Annotated in this window: 18 protein-coding genes and 1 tRNA gene; 10 read left to right on the forward strand and 9 right to left on the reverse strand. The window is 67.1% G+C overall.

The window, feature by feature from the left end; genetic code table 11:
• Nucleotides 1-116: 116 nt before the first annotated feature.
• Together LT970_RS07980 and LT970_RS07985 are read left to right on the forward strand one after the other, a co-directional pair.
• Nucleotides 117-1,721 carry a uracil-xanthine permease family protein gene (locus LT970_RS07980; protein ID WP_432419595.1) on the forward strand — a complete coding sequence of 535 codons (1,605 nt, stop codon included), beginning with the start codon at nt 117-119 and terminating at the stop codon, nt 1,719-1,721.
• A gap of 125 nt (nt 1,722-1,846) precedes the next feature.
• The gene (locus tag LT970_RS07985) at nt 1,847-2,260 is read left to right on the forward strand and encodes a hypothetical protein (protein WP_232685938.1); all 414 of its coding nucleotides are present in this window, start codon (nt 1,847-1,849) and stop codon (nt 2,258-2,260) included.
• Between the two features lie 63 nt (nt 2,261-2,323).
• Here LT970_RS07985 and LT970_RS07990 read toward each other — a convergent pair whose 3' ends face one another.
• Entirely contained in the window at nt 2,324-2,863 is a 540-nt protein-coding gene (locus LT970_RS07990; RefSeq protein ID WP_232685939.1) for a metal-dependent hydrolase, read from the reverse strand.
• A 141-nt stretch (nt 2,864-3,004) separates the two neighbouring features.
• Between LT970_RS07990 and LT970_RS07995 the strand changes: the two genes are divergently transcribed.
• A complete protein-coding gene (locus LT970_RS07995; RefSeq protein ID WP_232685940.1) occupies nt 3,005-4,438 on the forward strand; it encodes a dihydroorotase in 1,434 nt (477 codons plus the stop codon).
• 45 nt (nt 4,439-4,483) lie between these two features.
• Here the strand turns inward: LT970_RS07995 and LT970_RS08000 are convergent, their stop codons facing one another.
• The 3 genes from LT970_RS08000 to LT970_RS08010 form a co-directional block, all read right to left on the reverse strand.
• Entirely contained in the window at nt 4,484-6,220 is a 1,737-nt protein-coding gene (locus tag LT970_RS08000; protein WP_232685942.1) for a methyl-accepting chemotaxis protein, read from the reverse strand.
• 64 nt (nt 6,221-6,284) lie between these two features.
• Nucleotides 6,285-6,620: a DUF8152 family protein gene (locus LT970_RS08005; protein ID WP_232685943.1), complete on the reverse strand. Its 336-nt coding sequence runs from the start codon at nt 6,618-6,620 to the stop codon at nt 6,285-6,287.
• A complete protein-coding gene (locus LT970_RS08010) occupies nt 6,613-8,412 on the reverse strand; it encodes a DEAD/DEAH box helicase (RefSeq protein WP_232685944.1) in 1,800 nt (599 codons plus the stop codon). Before LT970_RS08010 ends, LT970_RS08005 begins: the two co-directional genes overlap by 8 nt.
• A gap of 137 nt (nt 8,413-8,549) precedes the next feature.
• Here LT970_RS08010 and LT970_RS08015 point away from each other — a divergent pair, with 137 nt between their 5' ends.
• Both LT970_RS08015 and LT970_RS08020 read left to right on the forward strand, forming a co-directional pair.
• The gene (locus LT970_RS08015; protein WP_232685945.1) at nt 8,550-8,936 is read left to right on the forward strand and encodes a DUF7522 family protein; all 387 of its coding nucleotides are present in this window, start codon (nt 8,550-8,552) and stop codon (nt 8,934-8,936) included.
• Nucleotides 8,937-9,004: 68 nt separating this feature from the next.
• Nucleotides 9,005-9,151 carry a DUF8106 domain-containing protein gene (locus tag LT970_RS08020; protein WP_232685946.1) on the forward strand — a complete coding sequence of 49 codons (147 nt, stop codon included), beginning with the start codon at nt 9,005-9,007 and terminating at the stop codon, nt 9,149-9,151.
• A 43-nt stretch (nt 9,152-9,194) separates the two neighbouring features.
• Here LT970_RS08020 and msrB read toward each other — a convergent pair whose 3' ends face one another.
• The 3 genes from msrB to LT970_RS08035 all read right to left on the reverse strand — a co-directional run bounded on the left by msrB (nt 9,195) and on the right by LT970_RS08035 (nt 11,348).
• On the reverse strand, nt 9,195-9,611 hold the full coding sequence (gene msrB / locus LT970_RS08025; RefSeq protein WP_232685947.1) for a peptide-methionine (R)-S-oxide reductase MsrB: 417 nt from the start codon (nt 9,609-9,611) through the stop codon (nt 9,195-9,197).
• 97 nt (nt 9,612-9,708) lie between these two features.
• Complete coding sequence (locus LT970_RS08030) at nt 9,709-10,359, reverse strand: alpha/beta hydrolase (protein WP_232685948.1); 651 nt, start codon at nt 10,357-10,359, stop codon at nt 9,709-9,711.
• Nucleotides 10,356-11,348, reverse strand: a complete 993-nt coding sequence (locus tag LT970_RS08035; RefSeq protein ID WP_232685949.1) for a ring-cleaving dioxygenase — start codon at nt 11,346-11,348, stop codon at nt 10,356-10,358. Before LT970_RS08035 ends, LT970_RS08030 begins: the two co-directional genes overlap by 4 nt.
• A 138-nt stretch (nt 11,349-11,486) precedes the next feature.
• On the opposite strand from LT970_RS08035, the gene LT970_RS08040 reads away from it, so the two are divergent.
• From LT970_RS08040 to LT970_RS08050, 3 genes are all read left to right on the forward strand, one after another.
• On the forward strand, nt 11,487-11,846 hold the full coding sequence (locus LT970_RS08040) for a winged helix-turn-helix transcriptional regulator (RefSeq protein WP_232685950.1): 360 nt from the start codon (nt 11,487-11,489) through the stop codon (nt 11,844-11,846).
• A gap of 233 nt (nt 11,847-12,079) precedes the next feature.
• Nucleotides 12,080-12,472 carry a DUF5820 family protein gene (locus tag LT970_RS08045; protein ID WP_232685951.1) on the forward strand — a complete coding sequence of 131 codons (393 nt, stop codon included), beginning with the start codon at nt 12,080-12,082 and terminating at the stop codon, nt 12,470-12,472.
• A gap of 81 nt (nt 12,473-12,553) precedes the next feature.
• Nucleotides 12,554-13,000, forward strand: a complete 447-nt coding sequence (locus LT970_RS08050) for a UPF0179 family protein (RefSeq protein WP_232685952.1) — start codon at nt 12,554-12,556, stop codon at nt 12,998-13,000.
• Here LT970_RS08050 and LT970_RS08055 read toward each other — a convergent pair.
• Nucleotides 12,943-13,782: a M14 family metallopeptidase gene (locus LT970_RS08055; protein WP_232685953.1), complete on the reverse strand. Its 840-nt coding sequence runs from the start codon at nt 13,780-13,782 to the stop codon at nt 12,943-12,945. The genes LT970_RS08050 and LT970_RS08055 overlap by 58 nt on opposite strands.
• Before the next feature lie 79 nt (nt 13,783-13,861).
• Nucleotides 13,862-14,347: a DUF309 domain-containing protein gene (locus LT970_RS08060; RefSeq protein WP_232685954.1), complete on the reverse strand. Its 486-nt coding sequence runs from the start codon at nt 14,345-14,347 to the stop codon at nt 13,862-13,864.
• A gap of 510 nt (nt 14,348-14,857) precedes the next feature.
• On the opposite strand from LT970_RS08060, the gene LT970_RS08065 reads away from it, so the two are divergent.
• Nucleotides 14,858-14,942: transfer RNA gene (locus LT970_RS08065), tRNA-Leu, on the forward strand.
• A 126-nt stretch (nt 14,943-15,068) separates the two neighbouring features.
• Complete coding sequence (locus LT970_RS08070; protein WP_232685955.1) at nt 15,069-15,869, forward strand: inositol monophosphatase family protein; 801 nt, start codon at nt 15,069-15,071, stop codon at nt 15,867-15,869.
• Nucleotides 15,870-15,898: the final 29 nt, after the last annotated feature.

Here is a 15,898-nt window from a genome sequence, read left to right on the forward strand (position 1 = left end):
ACTGGAATTGGCGGCAGGTTTATGATGGATGTTTGTGGAGAAAGGAACGTGCCCGGTATGATACGGAGCCTCACGGAGGGACGAGGGCACGCCAGCCTCGGACGGAGGGCATTCACATGACACGAGACGACAGAGACGACGTAGAGGAGACGTACAGTCCGGAGGGCCCCACGATGGAGCCCGATTCCGAAGAATCCGGTATCGTCGAGTACGGCATCGAGGACAGACCCCCGATGGGGGAGTCCATCGTACTCGGCTTCCAGCACTACCTCACGATGATCGGCGCGACGGTCGCGATTCCGCTCGCGCTCGCCGGCCTGATGGGGATGCCAGAATGGGCGACCGCGCGCCTCATCTCCACGTTCTTCGTGGTGTCCGGCATCGCGACGCTCGCCCAGACCACCATCGGGAACCGCTACCCCATCGTGCAGGGCGGGACGTTCTCGATGCTCGCGCCCGCAATCGCCATCATCGGCGTGCTCGCGTCGAGTGGCGCCGGGTGGGAGACGATGATACTGGAACTCCAGGGGGCGGTCATCGTGGCCGGCCTCGTAGAGGTCCTCATCGGGTACGTCGGCCTGTTCGGCTACCTCAAGCGGTACGTGGGGCCCATCGTCATCGCGCCCGTCATCGCGCTCATCGGGCTCTCGCTTTTCAACGTCGGGCAGATCACGTCACCGACGCAGAACTGGTGGCTGCTCGGCCTCACGGTGCTGTCCATTCTCGCATTCTCGCAGTACCTCAACAACTACAGCCGCGTGTTCCGGCTGTACCCGGTGTTGCTCGGACTGGGAGGCGCGTGGATCGTCGCCGCACTCCTCTCGGTGAACCTCCCGATCATCGGGCAGGTGTACGCCAGCGGCACGCCCGGCTACGTCGCGCTCGGAGGCCTCCTCCAGGCGCCGTACATCCAGCCGGTCGCGCCGTTCCAGTGGGGGATGCCGCAGTTCAGCCTCTCGTTCATCATCGGCATGACCGCGGGGATGCTCGCGTCCGCCATCGAGAGCTTCGGTGACTACCACTCGGTCGCACGGATGGCCGGGAAGGGCGCGCCGAACGCACAGCGCGTCAACCACGGCATCGGCATGGAGGGCCTCGGCAACGCGTTCGCCGGCATCATGGGCACGGGGAACGGGTCGACGTCCTACACCGAGAACGTCGGCGCCATCGGCATCACCGGCGTCGCCTCCCGATACGTCGTGCAGATCGGCGCCATCGTGATGATCGTCGTCGGCTACGTGGCGGTGTTCGGTCGGCTGTTCGCCACCATCCCGGCGCCGCTCGTCGGCGGCCTCTACATCGCGATGTTCGGCCAGATCGCGGCCGTCGGCCTGTCGAACCTGAAGTTCATCGACATGGACGCCAACCGCAACGTCTACATCGTGGGTCTCTCCCTGTTCGCCGGCCTCGCGATTCCGGCGTACTTCGGCGGCATGGACGCCGGAACGTTCTCCGCCGGTCTCGCCAATGCGTGGCTCATCGGCCCCGCCCTGGAGACGTTCAACATCGCCCAGAGCGTCGGCCAGGTCGTCTACGTCATCGGCTCCACCGGCATGGCGGTCGGTGGCATCATCGCGTTCGTGCTCGACAACACCATCCCCGGCACGCGCGAGGAGCGCGGCCTCAACGAGTGGGAGGACATGACCGAGGACGACGGCGAGTTCCAGACCGTCTTCGAGCGGATGAACGACAGCGACGACGCACCGGCACGCGCCGACTAATCGCCCTCCCGCGGTTCCCGACTTCGTAGCGGTCGTCGACCGTTCGCAGGATCGCTGCGTTCGGTCCGCGACCACTCGCCGTTTCGACCACAACAGTAACGACCCCGAGCGTTCACTCCGGAGGCATGGCACCAACCGACGCGCTCGCCGACGCCAACGAACGACCGAGCGAGACGTTCCCGCTCCGCGGCGGCGGGTCACTCGCCCTCACGTCCGAGCGACTGTACGTCGACCGGTCCGAGGAGGAGACGGTGTTCGTGGACTTCGAGGACGTGGTCGAGGTGGTACACGACGAGTTCGACTACTTCGTGGGTGTCATGAGTGCTGGGCTCGTCGCGTTCGGGTTGTTCTCGACGACGCGGAACGTGTTCGGTGGCCTCGCGCTCGCCGCCGCGGGCGCCGGGAGCCTCTACCTGACCTACCGGAAGCGCGGCGAACTGACGGTCACTGTCTCGAATCGTCCGCGCCCGCTCACGGTGTATCCGGAGAACCCGGAGGACGTCTACGAGGCGCTCGGCCCCCACATGGCCGAGCAGTGACTCGCACGGCAGGCGGAGCAGGAACTCGCACGCCGGGCGGTGAGCGCGGTCGTCGCAGTCCCGTCACGCTGGTTCGTCGTCCGCAGCCGCCCAGAACGCGACGTTGACCAGGATTCCGAGGCCGAGCAGCCCCCAGGTCGCCCACACCGACGTGTAGTAGAGGACGTCCACGAAAACTATCTGGCCGTTGTACAGCGGCCAGAGCGGTTCTATTGGTGAGGCGATGTCGGGCGCGGACAGCATGTCCGCGAACAGGTGTGAGAGGCCGGCAACCCAGACCGCGACGAAGCCGACACCGTACGCGCTGTCCGTCGCCTCCGGAGAGAACCACTCCGAATCGCCGAGCGACGCCTTCAGAACTCCGCCGACGATGGGCCCGAGGACGGCCGCGAGGATCGTGACGGCGAGGATCGTGTGGACGACGCCGTGGTGGTGTATCGACTGCGGGAACCAGTTCGAGAGGTAGAGGTCGATGTCCGGCAGCATCCCGAACCAGAACCCCACGAGGACGAACGTCAGTGCCGTCTTCCTCCGGTCGAAGACGAACCACGCCGGAGCCAGCCAGATCAGCGCCATGCCGAGATGTCCGAGTACGTCGACCATACTGTCAGTACCACGACCACCGTAAAAGGGCCTGTGGCGGAATCAGGTTGGTCTGGCCGGCGTGGCGCCCGTTCGGTAGAGTGGAGGCAACCCGTCACGGCCATGCATAGAGTTAAGAGGGAAAGTCGGCATCGTCGTGGCATGGTAGCACGCCAGGCAGACCTGAGAGTCGTCAATGCGCGCGTCGTCACGCCGTCGGGCACCATCGACGGTGGCGTCGCGTCCCGCGACGGCAAGATTGTGGGCGTCGGCACCGAGTCCAACCTCCCGGACGCCGAGCGCACCATCGACGCGGAGGGCAACTATCTGATTCCGGGATTCATCGACCCGCACGTCCACTGGGGGCTCTCCCGCTACGAGTTCGACTACCACGAGGGCCTCGAACACGACTTCGAGACCGAGACCCGCGGCGCGGTCCACGGCGGCGTCACAACCGTCGTGAACTTCCTGCTCCAGCCGGACCCCTACCTCCCCGACATGGACTTCTTCAAGCGCGCGGGCGAGGAGAACTCCTACATCGACTTCGCGTACCACGCCATCGTCCACCAGGACGAACACGTCGAGGAGATCGAAGGGCTCGCCGAGGAAGGCGTTCGCTCGTTCAAGATCTTCTTCAACTGGTACAAGCACGCCAGTCCCGAACTCGGCATCGACCACTCCGACGCCGGGCGCACGTACAACGTCCTGAACAAGGTCTCGGAGATCAACAACGGCGTCGTGATGTTCCACGCGGAGAACGAGGACCTCGCCTACGAGCGCCGCAAGGAGTTACAGGACGAGGGCCGCAACGACCTCGAAGCGTGGAGCGAGGCGTCCCCGAACGTCGCGGAAGCGATGCCAATCGAACAGATCGCTCGCATGACCGAGTACACGGACTCCCGATCGTACATCGTCCATATGTCCACGGGCGAGGGCGTCGACATCTGCGAGCGCTACCAGGACCAGGGCGTGAACATCCACGCCGAGACGCTGCCGGCGTTCCTCTGTCACACCAAACACGACGAGGAACTCGGCACGTGGGGGAAGATTTCGCCCCCGCTGCGCGGCGAGGACTCGAAACAGCGCCTCTGGGAGGGCCTGCGAAACGGCACCGTCGACTATCTCGGCACCGACCACTGCCCGCACAAGATCGAGTTCAAGGAGAAGGACACGGGCAAGCACGGCGACATCTGGGACGCCATCCCGGGCGACAACAACGGCATCGAGTACTTCCTGCCCGTGATGATGAGCGAGGGCGTGAACAAGAACCGCCTCTCGATGGAGCGCCTCGTCGAAGTCGCCGCCGAGAACAACGCCAAGCGCTGGGGGCTCTACCCCCGGAAAGGAGCGCTCGTGGAGGGCTCGGACGCGGACATGGTCATCGTCGACCTCGAGAAGTCTGCAGTCGTCGACGACGACTTCTACCACACGATGGAGCCGGGCTATTCGACGTTCCACGGCGACGAACTCACTGGTCTGCCGACCCACACCATCGTCGGTGGCGAGGTCGTCGTCGAGGACGACGAACTGCAGGTCGAGAAAGGCGGACGGGAGTACCTACCTCGGTACGACGAAGGCGTCCCGCGCAGCGAGTGAATCAATTCGAGCAGTAACAGGCGACACAGCGGTTGTCTACGTGACTCAGTTGGCGTCCAGTTCGTCGAGGTTCGCGTTCTCGTCCTCTCGCAGACGGAAGTGCGTGAGCGTCGCGGCCATCTCCTCGGAGATGTCGTCGACGTCCTCCGAGCGGTCGGCGACGTCCCCGATGGACCCGCGTTGCTCTTCGACGCCGGAGGCGACCTGCTGCATGCGCGCGCTCACGTCGTCGCTCGCGTCCGCCACCTCCTCGACGAGCTGGTGGACGGTCTCGGCGCTCTGTGCCTGGTCCTCGGTGGCGTTCGTGATCTCGCTGAGGCCGTGGTTCGTCTCCTGGATGGCCTCCTCTATCTCCTCGATTCCCTCGACGACGTCCTCGACGGCCTCGGCGCCCGCCGACACCTCCTCGTTGCTGTCCCGGATGGCCTCGGCGGTGGAGTCGATGCCGTCCTTGAGGTCCTCGACGATGGCCGATATCTCCGCGACGGTCTCCTTGGACTCCTCGGCGAGGTCCTTGACCTCGTCGGCGACGACCTTGAACCCGCTGCCGTCGCTGCCCGCGCGCGCCGCCTCGATGTTCGCGTTCAGCGCGAGCAGACTGGTCTGGTCGGCGATCTCGTCGATCATCTCCGTCATCTCGTTGATGGTGTCCATCTGCTCTTCCAGGGACTGCACGACCTCCATGTTGCGCTCGGAGGCCGCGAGCGCGTGTTCCATGCGCTCGATTGCCTCCTCGGCGTCCTCGGCGCCCTCGCCCGCGAGGTCGTTTGCGTCCTCCGCGAGGCGGTCGATCTCCTGGGCGGTCGCAGCGATCTCCTCGACCGTCGCCGACAGCTCCGAGACGTTTCGCTCGGCCTCCTCGGTGCGGTCGGCCTGCTGCTGGGCGACCGCCGAGACGTTCTCGCTCGAGTTCTCGATCTCGCCGATGGCCGAGCGCGCCTCCTCGCTGGCGTCGGTCAACGTCGCCGCGATGGAATCGAGGTCGTCGGCGTGCTCGCGGGCGTCGGTGAGCGCGGCGCGCGTGTTCCGCACGGCGTAGTCGAGGTCGCCCGCCATCTCGTCGAACTCCCGGTAGACGTTCCGGATGGCGTCGAAGTCGGCGTCGGGTTCCCGGACCTCGGGTTCGACCGTGAAGTCGCCGTCGCTGAGCGCGCCGAGGCTGTCCTTGATCTCGCCGAGCACCTCGCTCTGGTAGGCCTCGAGTTGCTCCTCGCGCTCGCGCAACTCGATGCGCTCGGTGATGTCCTGGTTGATCTCGAGCGCGCCGACCACGTCGCCGTCGGCGCCGAAGAAGGGCATGACGCTTCGACTGACGGGGATCTCCTCGCCGTCCACGACGACGGTGTCTTCGAGGTTCTGGACGGCCTCGCCCGTGTCCAGGACGTTCCGCATCACGGAGTTGTCTGCCTCGTCGTAGTCGAAGAGGCAGTCCCCGTACAGTTCGCCGGGCTCGCGGTCGAACAGCTCCCGGCCCTCCTCGTTGAGGTACGTGAAGTGGCCGCCGTCGTCGACGATGAAGATGGGGTAGCCGAGCCCCTGCATGAAGCTCTCGACGACCGAGTCCACGGTCGCACGGTCCTTCCACCCCTCCGGGTCGTGGTCGTCACCGCTCGCTGCCGCCCCGGCGTCGGCCGTCTCGGCGTCGGCCGTCTCGGCGGTGACCGATTCCGACGCATCGGTGGAGTGGTCCGGTGCGACACCGGACGTCGGTTCGTCGTCGCTGCGGTCGCCAGTGCTCGACCCGGTGACGCTGGCCGCAACACTCGCTAGGAACTCGAACATACCTCTGGTTCACCTGCGTACCCCTACCTCCCGAACCCACCCCTTAAATTGTCGCCTCCAGCTCTCAGCATTGATACTCGTCGAGTTCGCGGGCGAGTCGCTTCGCGGCCGCGACGTGCTGGTCTGCCGTCTCGTCCCCGGTTCCGTCGACGTGACCGAGCAACTTCCTGGCCTGCTCGACGCGCCGCTCGACGACATCGTCCGGCGTCTCCTCCCCGAGCGCGTCCGCGACCACGGCTTCGGCCTCTCCGAGGTATCGACTCGCGGCCGTCTCGACGGGCAACTCGGCGGTCGCGGCGAGGTGGTCGTGAAGCTCACGGAGCCACTCTCCAGGCACGTCCGCGTCCCCCTCAGACCCGTCCGAACGTCCCGGTGGCTCCCCCGGACCTCCCTCAGACACGCTCGCTCCCCGACTCGGTGACGCGCACGCCCTTCGACGCGAGGTGGCGCATGCGACTCCGCGCGTCGTCCTCCTCCTCGGTCCCCCGGGTCGCCAGCACGAACAGCAGGGAGTCGCCGCTGGGCCGCATCGTTCGACCCGCGCGCTGGGCGCCTTGCCGGCGACTACCGCCGAGGCCGGACGCCACGACAGCGAGTTCGGCGTCCGGCAGGTCGATGCCCTCGTCGCCGATGCGGGAGACCACGAGCGTGTCCAGCGCGCCCGTCCGGAACTGGTCGAAGTAGGCCTCGCGCTCCCGGTGGCGGGTCTCCCCGCTCACGAACGGCGCGTCGAGGGCGTCGGCGAGGCGGCGGCCCTGTTCGAGGTAGTCCACGAACACGAGCGCCTGCTTGTCGTCGTGCTGCCGGAGCAGGTGGCGGGCCTCCTCGTCTTTCGCGGGGTTCTCGGCGGCGAGGCGGCGCCGAGTGTGCCCGCTCGCGCTGGCGTACTCGTAACGCGCGTCGTCGTCAGTCCACGGCACGTACCGGATCTCGACCTCGGGTTCCGCGACGAATCCGGCCTCGAACAGCGCGTCCCAGTCGGTCCCGATGGGTGGCCCGATGAGCGTGTAGATATCCTCCTCCTTGTCGTCCTCCCGCACGGGCGTCGCGGTGAGGCCGAGGCGGTGCTTGCTCTGGAGGCTCGTCGACCGCCGGAACACCTCGCTGGGCACGTGCTGGGCCTCGTCGTAGACGACGAGCCCCCACTCGCGGTCGTCGAAGACGTGGCGGTGGCGGTCCATCCCGACGGTCTGGTAGGTGGCGATTGTGACCGCGCGCACGTTCTTCTCGCCGCCGTGGTACTCGCCCACCTGGTCCCGTGTCAGCGACGTGTTCGCGAGCAGTTCCTCGCGCCACTGCGCGGCGAGTTCACGGCTCGGCACCAGAATCAGTGTCTCGCCGCCGACGGCCTCCAGGACGCCCATCGCGGCAACGGTCTTCCCCGACCCCGGTGGCCCGACGAGCACGCCCGAGTTCGCGTCCACGAACCGGTCGATCCAGTCCTGCTGGTACTCGCGCAACTCGAGGTCGAGGCTCACGTCGATCGGATCGCCGCTCTCGAGGTCGCGGTCGTCCTGCACGGGGTAGCCGGCCTCGTACAGCGTGCGTTTGAGCGTCGCGAGTTCGTCCTCGTTCACCCAGCTCTCGGTGTCGGACATCGGCGCTCGCAGCACGTCGTCGTCGAGTTTCGGGCGCGCGACGTTCCCCATCAGGTTCTCGCTCTTGGCCTCCAGGACGGTGTATCCGTCCTCGTGCGTGGTGAGCCGGAACCGCGTGGCGCGCGTCCACTGCTCCTCGACCCAGTCCTCGAGGCCGGGACACTCCCGCGGGAGGACGCGTCGCATGCCCGCAATCAGCGCGGACAGCGAGTCGAACGGCGCCGCCCACACGTCCTCCTCTCGGATGACGTACCGGTAGCTCCCCGTCCGCGTGGTGTCAGCGAGGTGCGCGAACCGAGACAGTTGGGCGCGCGTGAACTGCGCCGGTTGGTCGACAACGACCTCCCGGCGGTCCGGAAACGGCACGACGCGCTCCCGGTCCGTGAGTTCGAGCCAGTCCCGCGGATACCAGACGACGGGGTCGGTCTCCACGTCCACGCGCTCGATGTCGCCGTCCGCGGCGAGTTCCTCGAGCGCCTCGGTCGCCTCGGCCTGCGCGCAGTCGAGTTCCCTCGCGACCTGTGAAGCGGTCGCCAGCGGGCGGCCCGCGGCCTCCAGCGCGTCGAGGAACGCCTGCTTCGAGATGTCGGTCACTGTCTCCCCGTAGTTCACCCGCGGAAAAACGGGTTACGACTAGCGACGGCGCGTCTAACGACACCCCCGACCGTACACGCGCGCAGTAAAATCAATACCGCAGTAGAACTAATACATCTCGGTCGAATGAGTCCGGTATGAACGACCAAAACGTGTCGGACCTCGTCGAGCACCTCCACGAGACAGTCGGCGACGACCTCCGGAGCGTGATACGCTACGACTTCGATGCCGAGGGCTACGACGTCGTCTACGCCCGCGACGACATCCTCGACGACTATTCCGAGGAAACAGTCGAGAACATCGTGCGGACGTACGAGACGGACGCGCTGTCGAAGACCGGCCAGGAGAAGTGGTACAACCACGGCGAGCAGCAGTGCATCATGCGGTGTTTCGAGAACGGCGTCGAGGTGAACCTCCTCGCGGACGGCCAGGGCGTCGCGGTCGGCCTCGACAAAGCCGTGTTCGCCGCACAGAAGTCCTTCATCGGGGACTGCATGGAACTCGCCGGCGTCACCAGCGAGTGACGGCGACGACCGCTGGGCGTTGCCGGCCAGCCGGGAACTATTTTGTCGAACAACACGTATCGGTGCCCATGAGCGACGCGAATCGGCTCCGCTGTCTCAACTGCGGTCGGGAGGCGGCAGTGGGCGACGACTGGGACTCCGCGACCCATCCGACGTTCGGCGCGATGACGCAGTGCCCCGGATGCGGAAGCACGAACGTCCAGACGCGGCGGTGACCACGCGCAGAGAGCGCTGACCGACGGCCGCCGGCCGCGCGGGCTACGCCTCCTCGTCCTCGAAGTCGAGCGCGACGGAGTTGATGCAGAAGCGCTTGCCCGTGGGTTCCGGGCCGTCGTCGAAGACGTGCCCGAGGTGGCCGCCGCAGTTCGCGCAGACGACCTCCGTGCGCTCCATCCCGTGGCTGTGGTCTTCGCGGAGTTCGATGGCGTCCTCGTCGGCGATGTCCCAGAAACTCGGCCACCCGCAGTGCGCGTCGAACTTCGTCTCCGAGTCGAACAGCACCGCGCCGCAGGCCGCACACGAGTACGACCCGTTTTCGTCGCGGTCGACGTGCTCGCCGGAGTGAGGCCGTTCCGTTCCCTGCTCTCTGAGCACCTCGTACTCCTCGTCAGTGAGGCGCTCGCGCCACTCCTCCTCCGTCAGCTCGATCTGCTTCTCGTCCGGTGTCTCGCTCATACTCGTCCGTAGGGGGTGGAACGCCAAAACCTACAGGTCGCCGGAAAGGCTCCCTGGCTGTTCGGAGAAAGAGCGCCGGCTGTTCGGCGTTGAGGCGTTACAGGTCCTCGAAGAGGTCACTCGCGTGCTCGAGTTCGTCCTCGTTGACGCCGTGGCTCATCCCCTCGTAGATGCGCTCGGTGACGTCCGCGTCCAGGGCCTCCAGGGCCTCCGTGGTCTCGTGAACGCGCTCGACCGGGATGTGCTGGTCGCGGTCGCCACACCCCAGGAACGCGGGCGTGCCGTCGAGGCTCCCATCGTAATCCCGGGGCGTCCCCTCGGGGCCGATGAGGCCGCCGGAGAACACCACGAGGCCACCGTACTCGCGGGCGTTCCGCGCGACGTACTCGCTGGAGAGACAGGCGCCCTGGGAGAATCCGAGCAGCGCCGTGCGCTCGACCGAGACGTGTTCGGTCACGTCCGCTATCGTGTCGCCGAGGAAGTCGAGCGCGGAACTCAGCCACGGCTCGTTGTCCGGCATCGGCTCCATGAATCCCTTCGGATACCACGTGCTGCGGGCGGCCTGTGGCGCGACGAACGCGGTGTTCTCGCTCGGCAGGTCCTCGGCGAACTGGAGCATCCCTTGCGCTCGCGCGCCGCGACCGTGGACGAGCACGACCGCGCGCTCCGCGTCCTCGAGGGGCACGCCGGCGTGCTCGACCGGTTGGCCGTCGTGCGGGTCGCTCGCGTCACCGCCGGGAGCGCTCATCGGTTCACCTCCGCGTCAGCGTCGACCGCGCTGTTCGTGCCACCGTCCAGCGGCGGCAGCGCGGCCTCGAGTTGCTCGCGGTCGTCCTCCAGCCACGGCGGCAGTTTCAGGCTCGCCCCGAGGTCGGCGACGTCCTCGTCGATGGCGAAGCCGGGTTCATCGGTTGCAACCTCGAACAGCACGCCACCCGGCTCCCGGAAGTAGATCGACCGGAAGTACTGACGGTCTTTCTGGGGCGTCGTCCTGACACCCGTCTCGGACGCCGCGCTCGCGAGTGCGGCCTGCGCGTCGTCGTCCGGCGCGCGAAACGCGACGTGGTGAATCGTACCAGGTCCGGGCCGCCCGCGGGGGCCGTCGCCCGTCAGCACGTCGACGACGCTCGCGCGGTCGCCCGCGACGTAACGAACCCGCTCGCCCGACGCCTCGGATTCAGTTGCCGCCGACTCGAAGCCCAGCGCCTCGAGGACGGTGCCCGTCGCCTCGGGGTCGGTCGGGTGAAGCGTCACGCCGTGGAACCCGCGGACCGCGTGCTCGGCGGGGACGTCGCTCCCGTCCCAGGGTTCGACGTCACTCTCGCCCTCGACGAGTTCGAGCGGTTGTCCGTCGGGGTCCGCGAACGCCAGCACGCGCGCCCCGAAGCGGTCGGTCGGACCTTCGTGAGGAATGTCGCGCTCCTCGAATCGCTGGGTCCAGTACTCGAGGCTCCCCTCGGGCACGACGAACGCGGTGGCCGTCGCCTGGCCGCGTCCGGGCGTCCCCGAGCGCCCGCCGCCGAACGGGAAGAACGTCAGGATGGTTCCCGGTGTCCCCGTCTCGTCGCCGTAGTAGAGGTGGTACGTCGACGGGTCGTCGAAGTTCACGGTCCGCTTCACCAGGCGCAGGCCGAGTTCCTCGCGGTAGAACCGAACGTTCTCCGCGGGGTCGCCCGCGACGGCGGTGACGTGATGGACGCCCTCGGTCGCCGGTGCGTCCGAAGATGTTGGTGCCATACCGCGACCTACGCGCCCCGCCGCCTTACGTTTCAGGCGTACCGGAAGCTACCCGGTGACATCCGCGTCACTGCAGTGTAGAACTGAAACCTGATTCGTCCCGGAACCACTATCCCGGCCGGATTCGTACGTCGAGGTATGGACGAGCAATACAGCGAGGAGGCGTGCCACGTCATCGACTCGCTGGAACAGATCGGCTCCCAGTGGCGGCTCATCGTGCTCCACGACCTGCAGGACGGCGAGAAGCGCTTCAACGAACTCAAGCGCTCCACGTCCGCGAGTTCCCGCACGCTCTCCCGCGTCCTCGACGACCTCCAGGAGATGGGGTTCGTCGACCGCCGACTCGAGGAAGACGCCCCCGTCGCGACGTTCTACTCGCTCACCGCGAAGGGCGAATCCCTGTTCCCCGTCTTCGACGCCATCGAGGACTGGGCCGACGAGTGGCTAGGTGAGGACGCAGACGGCGCGGACGCCGTCGAATCGCTAGCAGACTCGTAGTGTTCTGAGTTCCGTTTCCACACGTCTGGTGGTTGAAGACCAACAACCGCACAGAAAGCCCCAGCTAGAACCGACCTCGTAACCGCCGGGGCTTTCTGGGCGTCGGCGGTTGCAAGACGGTCATCTGTCCGCCCCGACGTATCTCTGGAAAACGCGATTCTGTCGCCCGGGTAACTAGCACCTCGTGCTCCAGAAACCAGCAGGACTAACGGCGCGAGCACTGTAACGGACGCATGAGCGAACTCGAAACACTTCCCGAGAGCTGGGAGGTGTGGAACGAGGACCCGGGCGGAAGCACCATCCTCGTCTACCGCCCGGACGTCTTCGACAGCCACCAGTACCCGGCGCCGTGTCTGCCGACGATTCAGGTCGCGCAGCGTCCGCCGACCCAGCGCAAGCGCCGCGCGACCACCGAGTACGACTCGTGGCACGTCTCGCTCGCGCTCGAGCCGGAGGTTCGCGTGAAAGACGAGGACGCGACGTTCGATACGCACGGCGCCGCGGTGGAGGCGGCAATCGAACTCGCGGCGCGCTTCGACGACGGGGACGTGGACTACCGCGGGGCGTACCAGGTGCCCCGCGACGAGTACCTCGAGCGACTCGACGGACTGACCGGGGACGCGTGACCGTGGCGAGTCCGACGGACGCCGCCAGCGGTCTGCCGACAGGACGGGAGGCTTAACCCCGCGGCCCGCGAAGCTACCGGCATGTCGATCACGCTACTCGGCTCCCGGCTCGCGGAACCCGGGACCGAGTTCGTCTACCAGGGAGAGTCTGCGGCCTGCGAGGGGTGTCCCTACCGAAAGCAGTGCCTCAATCTCTCGGAGGGCGTTCGCTACGAGGTGACTGACGTGCGTGAGGACGGCCAGACCCTGGACTGTGCGGTCCACGACGACGGCGTCGTCGCGGTGGACGTCGAACCGGCGACCATCGAGGCGAACGTCCCGTCGAAGGGCGCGTACGCCGGCAGCAAGGGGAAGCTATCGGGGTCGTGCCCGCACACCGAGTGTCCGAGCCACGAGTACTGTGAGCCCGCGGGCGCCGAGTTCGACGAGGAGTACCAGATCTCGGAGATTCTCGGGGACCCGCCCCACGACTACTGCGCGCTCGACCGCGAGTTGACGCTCGTAGAGTTCGCGCCCTCCGAGGACTGAGGCGACAGCCTCCCCTCCGAGGTCCCGCGGTAGCCGAACTGGTCGACGTAGCCGTACGGCGAGAGCAACACCGGCCAGAACGACTCCGCGGCGGTCAGTTCCTCGCCGTCGACCGCCGCGAACGTCTGGCCGGCCTCTACGCGCTCGAAGTTCTCCACGAACACCTCGTACTCCTCGCCGCGTGGTTTCGCGATGGGGTCGCCCATCCGGAACACCGGCAGGTCGCGGGCTGGCGCGTCACCGGGAATCGCCCCGGTCGCCGTGAGGAACGCGCGGGCGAGACGGTACGCGTTCTCTGCGGCGGTGTCCGTCCCCTGTAGACCCGCCTCCACTTCGATGATGTCCGCGTCCGTGGCGAACAGCCGACCCTCCCCGAAGTCCTGGGTGTCGACGAGCGCCGCGACCGGAAGCCGCGGGGCGATCTCGGAGACGAACCCGCCCACGCCGGACGCGATGGCGAACGGGTCGGCGTGGGACTGCGTCGAGTGAATGGAGAGCACGGTACAGCCCCGTATCTCGTCGCCGAGACGCTTCGCCAGGTCGCGCTCGTGGGCGTCCTCGGGGATCTCGTCGGTGAACGCCCGGTTCAGGTCGGCGTCGGTGTACCGAACGCCGGCCTCGAGGGCGCGCTCGTTCACCACCACGAGTTTCACGGGACGCAGTACGTTCAGGTCGTCCTCGAGAAGCCGTTCAATGGCGCGAACGCCACACGGCTCGTCGCCGTGGACGGCGCCGACGACCGCGAGGTCCGGTTCTCCATCGCCCAACTGCTCGACTCGCATTACCGAACGGTAACGCCTTCGATGACAAAGGGATTGTCGTTGCGGTAACGGCTGGGCCGACTGGAGCACTCGACTGGCGCTACGGGAGCGCCTCGGCGTACGCCTCGTCCACCGGTCCCGCTTCGTCGCGCCGGCCGTCGAGGGGTATCTGCCAGCCGTGGAGCGCCGTCGGGTCCTCGAGGGCCGCGCGGAGCGTCCCCCGGACCGCCGGCAGGTCGACGCCGTAGAAGTCCGCGGGAGCCCCCTCGAGGTACTGGAGTGCCGTCTCGAAGAGGCTCCGCATCCCCGAATCGTCCTCGAAGTCGAAGTGCTTGTACGCGCCAGCGGCGACCTGGACCATCCCGTGGAGGAACGCGCTCTCCGTGGTCCCCGACCCGTAGTTGTACCACTCCGCCTCGAAACAGTCGTGGCTCTCGTGGAACTCGCCCGAGTTGTACAGGCGGACGCCGTGCCCGACTGCCTTACGGAGCGTGCCGTGCTCCCAGCGCGCCCGCTCGGGGAGCCATCCCGTCGGGTTCCCGTCCGCGGGCGGGCCGACCGAGTCGTCGCGCGTGTGGTCGTCCATCGTCGTCTGTTTGGGCCGAGCGCGCCGTGAATCCGTCGGCTGTACTCGGTCACACGCGGTCCAAATTCACCCAGAAAGGCTTGGCTTGGGGACGAGGAAACCTTCTATGAACACCCGGAGGGGCCTGGCTGTAATTCCTCTGCCGCGTCTGTGACCACCCAGAAAGCCCCACCTGGTGTCGGCTGATCAATTGGCTTGGTGGACTGGAAGGGGCGGCGCGCTCGCGGGCGAAGCCCAGGTCCGTCTCAGCGACCCCTATCCGCGCCAGCGGATATGTCGTCCTCAGAAACGCGGAGCGTTTCTGATGTGCGAACGAGACGCCTTCGGCGTCTCGTTAACGCTGAGCGGACGCGAGCGCGCCGGGGCTTTCTGGGTGTCCTCGAGACGGTCATGAGTTCTGGTTAGCGGTACTTTCTGGCAGTTTTCGACGAAGATATTCCGTCTTGTTACCATGCTACCACAGCTGATTCGCAACGCCTAAACGCGAAACTGACCGAGAACGTACTGCGTGCGAGGGTAGCCAAGCTCGGCCAACGGCGACGGACTCAAGATCCGTTCTCGTAGGAGTTCGAGGGTTCGAATCCCTTCCCTCGCATCGCCGGCGCGTCGAGCGCCGCGGGATGCGGGAAGTCCGCGAGGCGGACTTCCCTCGCAAAAACGCTTCTGGAAACGTGACTGAGTACCGACGGGACTATCACACCACGTGCCGTCGAATCGCGGTATGACTACGGGCGACGACCGCGTCGACGTCGCGGAGCGCGCAGCGCGGGCGGGCGGCGAAGTCGCACACGCGGCGTTTCGCACAGGCATCGACGTTGAGACCAAAGACGGGAAGACGGACGTGGTGACGCAGGCCGACCGCGAGGCCCAGCACCGGGTCATCGAGGTCATCCGGGAGTCCCACGAGGAGGACGCCATCGTGGGCGAGGAGGACGACGAACTGAAGGCGGTGCCGGAGTCGGGCGCGGCGTGGGTCATCGACCCCATCGACGGCACGAACAACTTCGTGCGGGACACCCAGATCTGGGCGACGTCGGTGGCCGCCGTCCGGGACGGCGAAGCGGTCGCAGCGGCGAACGTGCTGCCGGCGCTCGACGACACCTACGTCGCGGGCAAGAACGGCGTCACGCGGAACGGCGAGTCGATAGCCGTGAGCGAGAAGACCGATCCGGAGACGTTCGCCGTCGCGCCCACCATCTGGTGGGGGTTCGACCGGCGCGACGAGTACGCGAACGCGTGCCGCGCGGTCGTCGAGCGCTTCGGCGACATGCGGCGGTACGGCTGCGCGCAGGCGGTGTTGTCGATGGTCGCCAGCGGGCAACTCGAGGCTGCAATCACGAACGTGCACGCGAACCCGTGGGACAGCGTCGCCGGCGTGTTCATGGTGCGGCAGGCCGGCGGCGTCGTCACGGACGTCCACGGCGAGCGCTGGGTTCCGGGTTGTGAGGGCATCGTGGCGTCGAACGACGAGGCCCACGACGTCGTCCTGGACGCGGCACAGGAGATCCGCCCGGAAGCCTGAACGCCGCACCGCCCTCTTGCTGGAGTAGA

The sequence above is a fragment of the Halobacterium zhouii genome, assembly GCF_021249405.1.
In the GTDB taxonomy this organism is placed as follows: Archaea; Halobacteriota; Halobacteria; order Halobacteriales; family Halobacteriaceae; genus Halobacterium; species Halobacterium zhouii.

What these genes read in the sequence shown, in the direction of transcription:
- LT970_RS07980 (WP_432419595.1), top strand. Translation starts at nt 117, where the DNA reads ATGACACGAGACGACAGAGACGACGTAGAGGAGACGTACAGTCCGGAG.
- LT970_RS07985 (WP_232685938.1), top strand. Translation starts at nt 1,847, where the DNA reads ATGGCACCAACCGACGCGCTCGCCGACGCCAACGAACGACCGAGCGAG.
- LT970_RS07990 (WP_232685939.1), bottom strand. Translation starts at nt 2,863, where the DNA reads ATGGTCGACGTACTCGGACATCTCGGCATGGCGCTGATCTGGCTGGCT.
- LT970_RS07995 (WP_232685940.1), top strand. Translation starts at nt 3,005, where the DNA reads ATGGTAGCACGCCAGGCAGACCTGAGAGTCGTCAATGCGCGCGTCGTC.
- LT970_RS08000 (WP_232685942.1), bottom strand. Translation starts at nt 6,220, where the DNA reads ATGTTCGAGTTCCTAGCGAGTGTTGCGGCCAGCGTCACCGGGTCGAGC.
- LT970_RS08015 (WP_232685945.1), top strand. Translation starts at nt 8,550, where the DNA reads ATGAACGACCAAAACGTGTCGGACCTCGTCGAGCACCTCCACGAGACA.
- LT970_RS08020 (WP_232685946.1), top strand. Translation starts at nt 9,005, where the DNA reads ATGAGCGACGCGAATCGGCTCCGCTGTCTCAACTGCGGTCGGGAGGCG.
- msrB (WP_232685947.1), bottom strand. Translation starts at nt 9,611, where the DNA reads ATGAGCGAGACACCGGACGAGAAGCAGATCGAGCTGACGGAGGAGGAG.
- LT970_RS08030 (WP_232685948.1), bottom strand. Translation starts at nt 10,359, where the DNA reads ATGAGCGCTCCCGGCGGTGACGCGAGCGACCCGCACGACGGCCAACCG.
- LT970_RS08035 (WP_232685949.1), bottom strand. Translation starts at nt 11,348, where the DNA reads ATGGCACCAACATCTTCGGACGCACCGGCGACCGAGGGCGTCCATCAC.
- LT970_RS08040 (WP_232685950.1), top strand. Translation starts at nt 11,487, where the DNA reads ATGGACGAGCAATACAGCGAGGAGGCGTGCCACGTCATCGACTCGCTG.
- LT970_RS08045 (WP_232685951.1), top strand. Translation starts at nt 12,080, where the DNA reads ATGAGCGAACTCGAAACACTTCCCGAGAGCTGGGAGGTGTGGAACGAG.
- LT970_RS08050 (WP_232685952.1), top strand. Translation starts at nt 12,554, where the DNA reads ATGTCGATCACGCTACTCGGCTCCCGGCTCGCGGAACCCGGGACCGAG.
- LT970_RS08055 (WP_232685953.1), bottom strand. Translation starts at nt 13,782, where the DNA reads ATGCGAGTCGAGCAGTTGGGCGATGGAGAACCGGACCTCGCGGTCGTC.
- LT970_RS08060 (WP_232685954.1), bottom strand. Translation starts at nt 14,347, where the DNA reads ATGGACGACCACACGCGCGACGACTCGGTCGGCCCGCCCGCGGACGGG.
- LT970_RS08070 (WP_232685955.1), top strand. Translation starts at nt 15,069, where the DNA reads ATGACTACGGGCGACGACCGCGTCGACGTCGCGGAGCGCGCAGCGCGG.